General features: G+C 38.0%; 11 protein-coding genes and 1 pseudogene. 9 read left to right on the top strand and 3 right to left on the bottom strand.

What is annotated here, in order from left to right; genetic code table 11:
• Positions 1-42: 42 nt before the first annotated feature.
• Together B5G11_RS11720 and B5G11_RS11715 are read right to left on the bottom strand one after the other, a co-directional pair.
• On the bottom strand, positions 43-750 hold the full coding sequence (locus B5G11_RS11720; protein ID WP_087169574.1) for a LytTR family DNA-binding domain-containing protein: 708 nt from the start codon (positions 748-750) through the stop codon (positions 43-45).
• A 114-nt stretch (positions 751-864) separates the two neighbouring features.
• Positions 865-1,215, bottom strand: coding sequence for a helix-turn-helix transcriptional regulator (locus B5G11_RS11715; protein ID WP_182466596.1), 351 nt, complete (start codon positions 1,213-1,215; stop codon positions 865-867).
• A gap of 369 nt (positions 1,216-1,584) precedes the next feature.
• Between B5G11_RS11715 and B5G11_RS11710 the strand changes: the two genes are divergently transcribed.
• The 7 genes and pseudogenes from B5G11_RS11710 to B5G11_RS11685 all read left to right on the top strand — a co-directional run bounded on the left by B5G11_RS11710 (position 1,585) and on the right by B5G11_RS11685 (position 9,351).
• Positions 1,585-3,258: an ABC transporter ATP-binding protein gene (locus B5G11_RS11710; RefSeq protein ID WP_087253925.1), complete on the top strand. Its 1,674-nt coding sequence runs from the start codon at positions 1,585-1,587 to the stop codon at positions 3,256-3,258.
• A gap of 272 nt (positions 3,259-3,530) precedes the next feature.
• The gene (locus B5G11_RS11705; RefSeq protein WP_158099275.1) at positions 3,531-5,891 is read left to right on the top strand and encodes an ABC transporter permease; all 2,361 of its coding nucleotides are present in this window, start codon (positions 3,531-3,533) and stop codon (positions 5,889-5,891) included.
• Between the two features lie 77 nt (positions 5,892-5,968).
• A pseudogene (locus tag B5G11_RS11700) lies at positions 5,969-6,265 on the top strand (nucleoside recognition protein); the annotation flags it as partial.
• Positions 6,266-6,366: 101 nt separating this feature from the next.
• On the top strand, positions 6,367-6,582 hold the full coding sequence (locus tag B5G11_RS11695) for a helix-turn-helix transcriptional regulator (RefSeq protein WP_087169588.1): 216 nt from the start codon (positions 6,367-6,369) through the stop codon (positions 6,580-6,582).
• A gap of 43 nt (positions 6,583-6,625) precedes the next feature.
• Entirely contained in the window at positions 6,626-7,618 is a 993-nt protein-coding gene (locus B5G11_RS11690; RefSeq protein WP_087169576.1) for a PDDEXK nuclease domain-containing protein, read from the top strand.
• 249 nt (positions 7,619-7,867) lie between these two features.
• Positions 7,868-8,011, top strand: coding sequence for a hypothetical protein (locus B5G11_RS16370; protein WP_158099274.1), 144 nt, complete (start codon positions 7,868-7,870; stop codon positions 8,009-8,011).
• A 377-nt stretch (positions 8,012-8,388) separates the two neighbouring features.
• The gene (locus B5G11_RS11685) at positions 8,389-9,351 is read left to right on the top strand and encodes a hypothetical protein (RefSeq protein ID WP_144289695.1); all 963 of its coding nucleotides are present in this window, start codon (positions 8,389-8,391) and stop codon (positions 9,349-9,351) included.
• A gap of 81 nt (positions 9,352-9,432) precedes the next feature.
• Here the strand turns inward: B5G11_RS11685 and B5G11_RS11680 are convergent, their stop codons facing one another.
• On the bottom strand, positions 9,433-10,704 hold the full coding sequence (locus tag B5G11_RS11680) for an MATE family efflux transporter (RefSeq protein WP_158099273.1): 1,272 nt from the start codon (positions 10,702-10,704) through the stop codon (positions 9,433-9,435).
• A gap of 88 nt (positions 10,705-10,792) precedes the next feature.
• On the opposite strand from B5G11_RS11680, the gene B5G11_RS11675 reads away from it, so the two are divergent.
• The gene (locus B5G11_RS11675; protein ID WP_087253917.1) at positions 10,793-11,260 is read left to right on the top strand and encodes a GNAT family N-acetyltransferase; all 468 of its coding nucleotides are present in this window, start codon (positions 10,793-10,795) and stop codon (positions 11,258-11,260) included.
• Entirely contained in the window at positions 11,257-12,765 is a 1,509-nt protein-coding gene (locus tag B5G11_RS11670; RefSeq protein ID WP_087253914.1) for a glycoside hydrolase family 31 protein, read from the top strand. Before B5G11_RS11675 ends, B5G11_RS11670 begins: the two co-directional genes overlap by 4 nt.
• The last annotated feature ends 9 nt before the right edge of the window (positions 12,766-12,774 follow it).

The raw sequence follows: 12,774 nt of genomic DNA, 5'->3' as shown, positions 1-12,774 counted from the left end.
GAGAAAATAGAATAGAGAAATCAACATAGTAGTTTAAATCCTTTATTTAGTGCTATCTAGATATAATAAATAAGTGTTTTTAAATAATGTATATTTTCTTCGGGTTAAGTAAGCTTGAAAGCGGTTATCGTATAAATAAACTGTGTCGTGAGTAAAGTGACATACATATTTAAGATTGATGAGAAAACTTTTATGTGTTTGGAAAAAAGATAATCCATTTAATTTATTCACCCAATAATTCATAGAATGAATAGAACTATAAGAGCCATTAGTTGTATAAACAGTTATCTTGCGGTCACGAGCTTCAATAAAAATAATATCATTGGTATAAACAGTATAAACTTCCGATTTTGTTTCAATTGCTATCTGGAGAGATTGAGCATTATAAATGCGAAGCGCATCTTTTAAGTTGCGAAAAAGACGTAACTTGTCTATGGGCTTATTTAAGTATCGAAACACATGAATTTCCATTGCACTATCAAGATATTCCATAAAAGAAGTAACGATAAAAATAATAACACGCGGATTTAATTCTTTTAATTTGGCAGCGGTGGTAATTCCACTCATCCCCGGCATTTCAATATCGAGAAACACAATGTCAGGATGCTGCTGACTTGAAAGAAGAGTTTCACCTGAGCAGCAGGGAATAAGGGCAGGACACTTTAATTTGTTTTTTTTGAAATATTCCTGAATATAAGTAGAAAGCTGGTTAATGATATTTTCGTCATCGTCACATATAAAAATATTCATAATATCCTCAACCTTTCTGTGGTATCTGGATTTATTTTACATTAGTTTTTTTAAAATAGCAATTAAAAAGCGCAGACATAATGAAATGTTATTTTGTCTACGCTTTCTTTGAGTTTATAAAAGATTTCGATTGTTCCAGTCTTTATGGTTTCTCTTAATTAAAAGTTCTATCATATTACGAATTAAGAGGACGTCTTCCTCGGCACAGAGTCTTAAGCCGGTAAGAATGTCTTGAGAAATATCATTCGTATGCATATTTCCTAACAATAGATAATCAGGGGTTACATTTAATAATTCGCATATATTTAAGAGAAGTTCCAGACTTGGCTTTTCTCTTCCGTTCTCGACAGAAGACAAATGATTATTGGAAATATTCAGTTTTTCTGCAAGTTCATTTTGCTTGATATTTAGTTCTTTCCTTCTCAGCTTGATTCTTTTTCCAATAGATTTATATTGTACATCCATAATATCACATCCTTTGACTTATTCTAACAAGTTTTAAGAGAATTTGAAAGAATAAACTACAGAACTGATCAGGAATTATAGATAAATGAAAAGAGATAACCAATAAAATACATAGAAAATTCTGCATAATATTATTTTTTTGCACGATTTAGTGTGATTTTGCCAAAAAAGTAAAAGATTATACCTTAGAGCCTAAAGGTAAGATTTTAAGAATAAAATTTGATAGAATAAAATCAGAATTTAAAATGAGGAGTTGATAATTGTGAGACAAAATAATTTGAATGAAAGAATTTCACGGAGGATAAAAAGAAGAGGGGATTACAAATTTGTAATCTCCTCTTCTACACAAGGAGTAAAGGCATAGTATTTATGAATACATTAAAAATTGATTTAAAAAGAATTATTTTTATGTGCAAGAAGTACCTCTTGTTACTTTTGGCATGCATAATTATAGAAAGCATCATAACCTATATTCAACCGTTTTTAGTAACAAAAATTACAGATGATGGAATTATTAAAGGTAATTTTACAGTACTATTGTATTCTGTTATTTTATTTTTATTAGCTAAAGTCATAGGTGCCGGAAGTGGGGTACTGCGGTCATATGGATTTATGAAAATACATAACAAGATGTTTGCTTTATTAAATGAAAAAATGTTTCAAAAATTATATCGGTGCCCTATGAGTTTCTATAAAGACAAAAATGGAATGGAGATTATCAATGCGCTACAGACAGATATACAATATCTGTCTGCGATTTTTGATGAAATAGCAGCAGTTTCTGTAGGGGCAGTATTTCAAGTACTGGCAGGTGCGTTGGGTTTATCAGTTGTTAATAAAAATATGACAGTGCTTTTATTTGTAATGATTGGGGTCAAATATGGAATCGTCACTTTGTTTTCAAAAAGAAAAAGAGATATCCTAAGAGAAAACTTAATTGTAAATAATCAATTTATGTCTTGGTTAGAAGAACAAGTAAACGGAATGAGGGAAATGAAGTTATGGACGTTATATAACTTTAAAAATAAAGAGCTAAGGAAGGTACGGAAGATTCTGCTTGATTCTTATCAAAAAAATGTTATGTGGGATCAAAAATATTCTTTCTGTGGAAATATTCTAGACGCACTTGTAATAGGAATAATTTACCTAGTGGGAGGATATTTCGTAATACAAAGACAAATGACAGCTGGGAGTCTGTTAGCATTTGTTACATATTGTGGAACTATCAATTCGTCTATTACATTATTGATTGATGTTAAGTATTATTTTGCGAAGATAAGACCTTCTGCGGATAGATTTTATACTTTTTTAAATAGAGAAGAAGAACCTGCGCTCTTTACAAAAAGCGTAAATAACTATATGGATGAACAAGGAAAAACACCAATAATTGAATTTAAAGATGTGAAATTTTCATATGATAGACAAAAAAAAGTTATAGATGGTATATCATTTCAGATTTATGAAGGCGAAAAAGTCGCAATTATTGGAAAAAACGGAGCGGGTAAAACAACAATTTTTAATTTGATTACAGGTATATGCCATCCGGATTCAGGAGTAATTAAAATAGAAGGTCAAGAAATCCAGAAAATTGGAGTAGAAACCATTAGAAATAATATTGCTGTAGTAAGCCAGAATCCTTTCTTTTATAATGCATCAGTTTGGGATAATATAGACTTAGGTAGAAAATATAGCAAAGAAGAGATTGTAAGGAGTTGCCGGAAAAGTGGTGCAGATGATTTTGTTTCTCAAATGAAGGAAGGATATGAAACCATCCTTGGAAACGGTGGACAGAAGTTGTCGGGAGGAGAAAGGCAGAAAATTGCTGTTTCAAGAGCATTATTAAAAAAAGCTAAGATTGTGCTTCTGGATGAGGCGACAACAGGATATGATATGGAGTCACGTAAAGTATCAATGAAAGAACTATTCCCAAATCAGACTGTAATTGTTGTAACACATCATCAAGAAGAATTGGAAGGTATGGACACGATATATAGACTGCATCAAGGAGAAATAGAAAAATTGAACAGAGGTGGGGGGAAATGACGTTTCAGAAAAAAGAGAAACTGATTAAGCATATACAGATCGCCAGTGGGATTCTTACAATTCCGCCATTGTTTTTCATGAAATTTCGTGCCCCTGGGGAATCGCTTTACTGGTCGGGAATGATTATCAGGATGTTTAATGAAGAAGAGTTTCATCCGGAATATATAATTTTCATATTGGTTTCTCTTTATGTGTTCGCATCGGTCATTCGAACAACTTTTATTTTGCGTGGGAAAAAACAAGAGTGGTTAGAATATCTTCCTGCGATCAGTATGGTTTTGTATGGAGGGCTTCTTGCAGTACTTACTAATACTATGGATCTTACACTTTATGTCAATTTTCCATTATATTATATGGCAATTTCGGCAGTGGAATTTGTGAGTGTGAAATATCTGGAACAGCAGGAAGAAATCAATGAACGGTATGAGACGCTTAAGGAGGATGAACGAAAAGAAAGAGCCCATCGAAAGAAGGCAAATTATTTTCCGGGTAAATATCCAAAAGAATTTTATCAGGTTATTCGAAAGAATTTTCGTTATCGAGGAAAAAATCAGGTTATTTTTGTTATGGCAGCGATGCTGCTTGCAGCAATCTGTTACATTGTTTTTTCCATGTACCAAATGACAGATAAACTTTACGGAGGAAAGGAAGAGTCCGATTCTGCGTTGGCAAGTGTCATGTTTGGAGAGGGAATTCATGGACTTTTTCAGAGTCTGGCGTTGATCTTAGGAATTTTAAGCGTTTTGATGATGGTCATGGTCATTTCCTGGTACATAAAGGAACAGAAGAAAGAATACCGGTTGATGGTTATTCTTGGTATCCGGAAAAATACAGCGTATCTTATTTTCCTTGTGGAATTTTTTATCAACATTCTAATTGCGGCAATGATTGGAATTCCTGCCGGAGCTGTGGGAGCGGTTCTCATGAGAAGGGCATTTACAAAGAACTTTCATGGAAACGTAGATCTGCCGGGAGTGGTAAGTGCTCCGCAGATTTTCTTTGGCTTTTTGGTTTACCTTGTACTGATGCTTTTGGCGCTGGGATTTAATCAGGAGAATTTCATTGCACTTGGAAATTCGACTAATCTGACAGAAGAAAAGGCGAAGGAAAGAAGACCGAAAAGAAATCTGTTTTTACGTATCATGATTGGAATATTTCTCTATGTGCTTGGAATGGCATGGTTTTCCATTCGGGGATGGGCGGAAATGAAAGTGGTTTACTGTCTTCCGGTACTGGGAATCCTCTGCTTATTGATGGGAGGACTGGCGCTTTGGCTGCAAAAGCGAGAGCACAAGGCAGGATATTATCAGGGAATTTTCCGGTGGAATACATTTTATTACCGGTTCTGGAAAAATGTATGGCTGCTGTTCTATCTCTCTGTTGCTCAATTTTTGCTTCTGGCAGTATTTTCCCCAGCGTTTATCAGTTCTATGATGAAGCAAAATGTAGAAGGTATGTATCCATATGACATTGTATGCATGGCGTATGAGGCGGATATCCCTGATCTGGAAAAGATTGCAGGGGAAGCAGGGGCAGATATTATCGAGTACCCGATGGTAAGAATGACCTCTATTTATGGAAGTGATAAAATTCCTTCGTGGGCGGGAGGAATTCGACCGGTTCAATGGCCGCAGGGACAGCATATTGCAATTTCTGAAACATCTTATAATCAGATGAGAGAGGTCATGGGAAAAGAGAGAAGAAATCTGGAGCTTTCAGGAGAGAAGATGCATGTGGTCTATCAGCAGGATCTTTCAGTCAAGACCAATACGATTGACTGGGATACTACACGGATTGAAAAACATCTGCGTTTTGGACAGCCGCTTCAATATTATAATACAGCTGATTATCGGAATATCTTTCCGGAGAGAAATATTGTTAGTGAAGAGAGGGATAGCCTGATTGGGATTTTTCAGCAGGGGAAGCAGGAAAACCTGATTGTCCTGTCTGATGAATATTTTGAAAAGGCATGGAATGAAATTTCTGCCTATAATCGAGAAAATTGGAATGTACGGGAATCTATTACAGATGAAGAGTGGAAGCTTTATACAGTATCTCATGCAGGAAATCTGACAGAAGGTCCGACAGTACTGCTTTGCATGAATATTCCGGATGGAAAAACAAAGCAGGTTACAGATCAGCTTGAGTATTTGAAAGAAAAGAATCGATTTGATCAACTTTGGGATCGTTCTATCCAACCATTTTATGAGAAGTCGCAAATGATTCAGAATACAGAGTCTGAAATCCTTCTTACCCGGACAGCGAATGGATTTATCCTGCTGATTCTGATGATCATGGCAGTTTTTCAGTATTTTCTGTTTGTCAAGGAGGAGGAAAACAACTGGAAATGGGATAATGATTTTTTGGAAAAACTGGGTATGAAGGAAAAGGACAGAATGAAGAAAGTTGTATTTCAACTCCGTTTCTTTATACTTTTTCCTGCAATTCAAGCACTAATCGGAGGCATTCTATTTACCGCCCTGACATTAAAGACAAGATTGTTTACTGGAACAGAAATTATGCAGTTCAGTGGCATCATGGGAACCGTCTATAGTTTGTATGTATTGATCTGGTTTGTGATGTATGAAATTATGAAATGTGACGTCAAAAAACGGTTGATGAAGAAAAGATAAAAAATGTCTTTTGACAATAAAATGGTTGAAAAGATTGTTCTTATTTGTAAAAATATTTTAGTCCTAGCTTGACACCAGCCAACTTTCTCGGCCTCGGATGGGCCGCGACCCCCGCAGGCCTGAAAGCCATGGAGGAGCTTGGAAAACTGAATCATGGAAGTACATCGGCCAGCAACGCCATGTGCAACTTCCTCATTCTGAATATCTCGTCCCTTCAGCTGATCCCGGTCAATGTTATTGCCTTCCGCAGCCAGTACGGCAGCGTGGAGCCCACGGCAATCGTGGGAGCAGGGATTGTAGCGACGACGATCAGCACAGTGACGGCGATTATATTCTGTAAGATGATGGATCGTAAAAAGACCCGGAGAGCGTGAAGCTCTCCGGGATTTTTTTGTGGACTGGTTAGAAATGAGGATTTGTGGTATAATAAATTGAGTTATAAGTCAAATAATTGAGAAGAACAATGGAGAAAAATATGTTAAAGAACAATATCGAAATGGATATAAAGATGAGATGTATCGAGAAATCTACTACGCAGGCAAAGATTGCAGAGAATATCGGAACATCACCGTCATATGTGAATAAGATTATCCGCAGTAAAGAGCAGATCATGAATAAGACGTTTCTTGCTATGATGGAGGATCTTGGCTTTGACGTTGAACTGAATTATGTGGAGAGAAAGGAATCGTGATTTATGTCAACAGTGTTGTCACAAATTTGAAAGGCGGGAAAATATGAGTAATGAGATTACAGTCGCAGGCAGCCTTATTCAGATTATCAGCCAGTCAAGACAAAATGCATTGAAAAAGGTTAATGAAGAATTGATTAATATGTATTGGAAGATTGGAGAACATCTGAGCACAGAATCCGAGAAGGCTTCGTTTGGCGATGCCTATATCGATACTGTGGCGGAAGAAATACAGAATGCTTTTCCTGGCATAAAGGGGTTCAACAGACGTGGCTTATATCGGATGAAGAAATTTTATGAAACCTATAAGGACGATGAATTTGTGACAACACTGTTGACACAAATAAGCTGGTCAAATCATTTGGCTATTATTTCAAAAGCGAAAACAGTGGAAGAACGCCATTTTTATTTAGCCTTGTGTGTAAAAGAGAATTATTCAGCAAGAGAACTTTCACGTCAGATTGATAGCGGATACTATGAGAGATACATGCTGTCTCAGGAAAAGCTGTTGCCTGAACCGATAAAAGAGTTGAAGGAAAATCCGTTCCTGGATTCTTATGTAATAGAGTTTCTGGATCTTCCATCAAATTTTAAGGAAGCTGATCTGAGAAAGGGTCTTATCAGCAATATGAGGGACTTCATTTTGGAGGTTGGCAGAGACTTTACTTTTATAGATGATGAGGTCAGGGTGCAAGTGGGAGGAGAGGATTACAAAATTGATCTTTTATTCTTTCATCGCGGCTTACAGTGCTTAGTGGCTTTTGAACTAAAGATTGGCAGATTTAAGCCAGAATATATTTCCAAGATGGATTTCTATTTGGAGGCGCTTGATCGGCAGAAAAAAAAGAAACATGAGAATCCAAGTGTGGGGATGATCCTTTGTGCATCAAAGGATGATGAAGTAGTTGAGTATGCAATGAGCAGAACATTATCTCCGATGATGGTCGCAGAATACCAGCTACAGTTGCCTGATAAGAGTGTGTTACAGAAGAAATTACAGGAATTGATCAATATGCCTTTGATGGAGGGTGAAGATTAGCGACGACGATCAGTACAGTAACGGCGATTATATTCTGTAAGATGATGGATCGGAAAAAGACCCGGAGAGTGTGAAGCTCTCCGGGATTTTTTTGCTGTAAGTAACATTTGCGCAAAGAATCGTGACGTTTACGCAAGTGATATTGAGTTTGTCAGGTTAATAGAGTATAATTTGAAATAACAGAAAACAATAAAGAAAAATATAAAATAAATGAGAATTAAGAAATAAATACATAATAGATTGATAAAAATGATATGGCAGAGAAAAAAGGATTTGTTAGTTGAAGGCGCAACCCTGTATCGAAATGCAGATTATGAGGTTTATATAAGACAACCAGAAGAAACTCTAGTCTATGCAGATGTTTTAGGCGGCATATACTTATCTGCTGGATGATACATTTTGCTATAAGCTTTCAGAACTAGACAATAAAAATTTTTGAGCTTACTATCGAAAACAATGAAATTAACAAGAGGAAGTGCATCATTATGAAAAATATGGCGAGAAGAATCATTGCTTTGGGATGTGTTGGAATACTTTTTACAGGAATGAGCGGATGTGAGAAGCAAAATGGAAAAGAAAATGAAACTGTACTGACAGTGATCACGGACCCATCAATTCAGAAAGAAGTAAGCAGTGTAGCTGATTTTATGATGAAAACAGAAGACATTGAGATAAATGTAAAGGTACTTCCTACTGAGGAAAATGGACGGGATGCAGAGATTCAGAAGCTTCAGACACAAATTATGGCGGGAAAAGGAGCAGATGTATATTTGCTGGATACGAATCCAGATGCTGCAGAGGTGAAAACGGAGTTATTTGCAAATCCATATCAAACGATGCAAAGCGGAGCATTAGCATCATTAGATGAATATATGAAAACAGATTCTTATTGGAATGATACGACCTATAATAAGAAGATTTTAAATGCAGGACAATATGACGGAAAGCAATATATTATTCCGCTCTCCTGTTATTACTATGTACTATCAGGATCTAATGACATTGAGAAGGTGACAGAGGAGACTCTGGGGGAATGGTTGGAACAGGCGGAAAAAGAGGATGGCTCTGGATTGAAAAAGGCAATCGATGGGAGTTTATATTTGACAGCTGGAAGATGGTATCAGCCGGCAGCAGATTATGAAACACAACAAGTTTTGTTTGATAAAGAGAAATGGACAGCATTTGCAGAATCTTTCTTGTCACTTCAACAGGAATGGTTGGTAGATACGGTAGATAACATAGAAGAACAGTATCAAATACAGCCTATCGGTTCGTTGACAGGGGGAGAAGAGGTTTACGTTAAGACCATTCCGGAATTGGAAGGAAGAAAAATGGCATCCGTTATGACTTATGGGGCAGTTGGAATGTCCAGCGATCATAAAGAAAAAGCATATGAATTTTTAATGCTGTTTTTAAATGATAAGATGCAGGAAAAAGAGGATGGTATTGAGAACATAGGGCAGGTTTTTAGCACCACCGATGGAATCGCGGTAGAGAAAAGTGAGATCAGGAATTGGTTATCCGACTGTTCAGATGTAACAATTTCAGCAGTAGAAGAAAGTTTTGAGGAATTGGATGGAGCATATTTTATAACGGATGTTGAAAAGACTCTGACATCGGACATCCAGAAGGTTGTAGAATGGGGAGTAGAACCGGAAAATGGATGGGAAAAATTCGTGTCAGATTTGGCAGACAGAGTGTGGAAACAATACGAGATGCAGGTGAAAGAGTAGCTGCGAGGTTCCGAATATTCTGGTAAAAACAGGAGTTGGAGAAGGACATATTATTTTGTTTTTTAGAAGTAAATTTATTTTTTACCGCAAATCCGCATTCAGCCTTCTGCGGGACCGCTGATACAAAATCAAATATACGGCGGCATAGCCGATACCTAAAAGGACATACAGTAGCAATAAGTTTTTTACCAGTACGCCGCACAGGCACAGTATGATCATATTGATAGTAAATGTGACATACAGTGTGTATCGGGACTCATTGATAGACTGCAGAGCTGACTTTTCGATATTGAGTCCATAGTTAAAAATCTGGGCAAGTAAAGCGGCAGGAAGACAGAATTGTGCCAGGGACACGACTTCTGCTTCATCTGAGATAAAAGTAATAATATAAGAATCACAGTTTATCAGAACAAGAAACATTAAGGCGAAACAGCTTAAAGACAGTATCGTTGCTGTATTTTTGATCTGTTTTGCCTTTTTATGGCTGCCATTTCCGAAAGCCTCACTTACTAAAGAAACCGTGGCTGTGGAATAGCCAAACATGGGCATTTGTATAATCGAAATGATTTGCAGAATCAGATTGTATGCTGACAATTCTACTGTGCCGATCCGGGCCACAATCATATTCAATCCCACTACAAATAAGATATCTTCCATGAATTCCTGAGCTAAAAATGGAATGGAAAAGCGGATCTTGTCTTTTATTTTCTTTAATATCTGAGGAATCCGCAGATCAATCTGAACAAGATGGCGTGCTGTATAACTATAGATGCCTAGATACACAATCAGAGACAGTATACTTCCTAATGCGGCACCTTTTGCTCCAAACGCAGGAAGGCCCAGTTTTCCATAAATCAAAATATAGTCTAAACACACACCCAGTATATTTATAAACAAGGTTGTGGCAAAGATATGGTTCGTTTTTTTAAATATTTTGAATACGCTTGAATACAGAAAGATGACTAAATTCAGTGGAATGGAAAAACTGAAAATCCTAAGATATTCTGACGCTTCCTGCAGAGTTTTACCAGTTAATCCGAAGCCTTTATGTAAAATCGGATTGCAGAATATATTAAACAGAATAAAAAGCCCGAATCCGATGCCTCCGCACAGAATCAGGAGAAGGGAAAACTCTTCGCTGATACCTTTTAAATCATTTCTTCCTTTTAGATTAGAACCGCAAATATTAAAGACGATCGAAAATGCACCGAGAACACCTACGAGACTGTTGATGCAGGAATAGACAAGTCCGACACCGGCATAGGCCTCTAAGGAAATATGTCCGATAAAAGCCTGATCAATGATTCCCATCAAGATACTTGTGATGGAACCTGCGATTAACGGCAATGCCATTTTATTCAATTCTGTAATGCAGCTTTTTCTTTCTTTACTTATACAGTTCATATTTTATTACCTTTTTAAATCTCATTCCACGATATAAATTAATTATAGAATTCTGGAAAATGTCTGGCAAGAGGAATATCACGAGCAGGAAAAAAGCAAGGTATGGGATTGGCATTTTCAACCTTTGCATATATACTTAACTCATGAGGAACGCGGAAAATATACAGGAAAGGAAAAGGTTATGGATTTGATTTTAGAAAAAGCCAATGGAGAAAAACATATTGGAGCAGTCAGAATCTGTGATTTTGAAAAACGTTGTGTTTTGAAACAGATCTTTATTCTGCCAGAATATCAGGGGTACGGATATGCCCAGGAAGCTATCAAGATGGTCGAATCTTTTTATACAAAAGCAAAAAGATGGGAACTGGATACTATTTTACAGGAGAAAAAGCTCTGTTATCTATATGAAAAAATGGGATATCAAAAAACAGGAAAAACGGAAAAAATCAAAGATGGCATGGATCTGGTATATTACGCAAAAGAAAAACAGGGGGAGTTTAAATGAAGATTAAGTTTCAAGGAAATGAATTCTGGTATGGTACCTGTGTGAAATATGGGATGAGGATGCCGATTGGTCCGGATACGGAAACGGAGCTGGATTTGACCAGTAATCCAACGCCGAATCAGGAGATGCCTCTTCTGGTGTCGACAAAAGGGCGATGCCTCTGGTCTGAGGAGGGATTTCACATCAGGATCAGAAGCGGCGTTATAGAGGTCCCGGATTCCTATCAGCTGGAAGAGACAGGAGGCGGCCTTCGGGAGGCCTATCTGCATGCCATGCAGAAGCATTTTCCATTTCGGGGAATGCCGGCGGAAAATCTGTTTGGGAGAATTATTTACAATACATGGATCGAGCTTACTTATCATCAGAATGAGGAGGATATTCTCGCATATGCCGGCCGGATTCTGGAAAGCAGGATGTCGCCCGGAGTTCTGATGATTGACGATGGCTGGGCGGAATGCTATGGAGACTGGAGATTTCACAGCGGAAAGTTTCCGCATCCGGAGCAGATGATAGAGAAGCTCCACGGGATGGGATATCAGGTTATGGTATGGGTCTGTCCGTATGTATCGCCGGATTCGCTGAAATACCGGGAGGCGAGGGATCAGGGAATTCTCATCCGGACGCCGGAAGGGGAGCCGTACATTGCAAAATGGTGGAATGGATATTCGGCAGTTCTGGATTTTTCCAATCCAAAGGCAGTACAATGGCTGAAATGTCAGCTCGATGCACTTACAGACATGGGGGTGGATGGATTTAAGTTTGATGCAGGGGACAGCATGTATTACCGGGATGATAATGTAACGTTCGGAAGGGTGACGCCGGATGAACAGTCCAGACTTTGGGCGGAGTTCGGGGAACAATATCCGTACAATGAGTACCGGGCATCTTTTCGGGCAGGGGGATATGCGCTTTTACAGCGGCTCTGCGACAAGGATCATTCCTGGGGAGAAAATGGAATTGCATCTTTGGTTCCGGACACGCTGCTTCAGGGAATTACGGGGCATGCTTATGGGTGTCCGGATATGATCGGAGGGGGAGAATATCTGAATTTCCAGAACATGGAGAAAGCCGGACTGGATGAAGAACTGTTTGTCAGGCATTGCGAGATTGCCTGTCTGATGCCTGCTATGCAGTTCTCTGCGGCACCATTTCGGATTCTGAGCCGGGAAAACTTTGCATATATTTTGAAAAGTATTGAGGTACGGAAAAAATTTCTGCCTTATATTATGGAAGAAATCAGAAAGACCAGCGTCACAGGTGAACCGTTGATTCGATATCTGGCATATGAATTTCCGGAGGAACATGTGGAAAACGTGACGGATCAGTTCATGTTAGGTGGAAAATATCTGGTTGCGCCGGTTTATGAGAAAGGGAAAACCGGAAGGAGCCTTTACCTTCCAAAGGGAAAGTGGTATGATCGTGGAAGAGTATGGACGTCGCAGGGCGAAACCATATATTGCGAATCGGAACGAGGAATTCCGATTGTTTTTGAGAGAATAGGATAATAAATTCAG

Source organism: Drancourtella sp. An57, from assembly GCF_002161525.1.
GTDB classification, from domain to species: domain Bacteria; phylum Bacillota; class Clostridia; order Lachnospirales; family Lachnospiraceae; genus Sellimonas; species Sellimonas catena.
This window is presented reverse-complemented; position numbering and strand designations above follow the sequence as displayed.

Excerpts from the sequence above, each read along its gene's own strand:
- B5G11_RS11720 (WP_087169574.1), bottom strand. The coding sequence starts at position 750 with ATGAATATTTTTATATGTGACGATGACGAAAATATCATTAACCAGCTT.
- B5G11_RS11715 (WP_182466596.1), bottom strand. The coding sequence starts at position 1,215 with ATGGATGTACAATATAAATCTATTGGAAAAAGAATCAAGCTGAGAAGG.
- B5G11_RS11710 (WP_087253925.1), top strand. The coding sequence starts at position 1,585 with ATGAATACATTAAAAATTGATTTAAAAAGAATTATTTTTATGTGCAAG.
- B5G11_RS11705 (WP_158099275.1), top strand. The coding sequence starts at position 3,531 with ATGGTTTTGTATGGAGGGCTTCTTGCAGTACTTACTAATACTATGGAT.
- B5G11_RS11695 (WP_087169588.1), top strand. The coding sequence starts at position 6,367 with ATGTTAAAGAACAATATCGAAATGGATATAAAGATGAGATGTATCGAG.
- B5G11_RS11690 (WP_087169576.1), top strand. The coding sequence starts at position 6,626 with ATGAGTAATGAGATTACAGTCGCAGGCAGCCTTATTCAGATTATCAGC.
- B5G11_RS16370 (WP_158099274.1), top strand. The coding sequence starts at position 7,868 with ATGATATGGCAGAGAAAAAAGGATTTGTTAGTTGAAGGCGCAACCCTG.
- B5G11_RS11680 (WP_158099273.1), bottom strand. The coding sequence starts at position 10,704 with ATGGCATTGCCGTTAATCGCAGGTTCCATCACAAGTATCTTGATGGGA.
- B5G11_RS11670 (WP_087253914.1), top strand. The coding sequence starts at position 11,257 with ATGAAGATTAAGTTTCAAGGAAATGAATTCTGGTATGGTACCTGTGTG.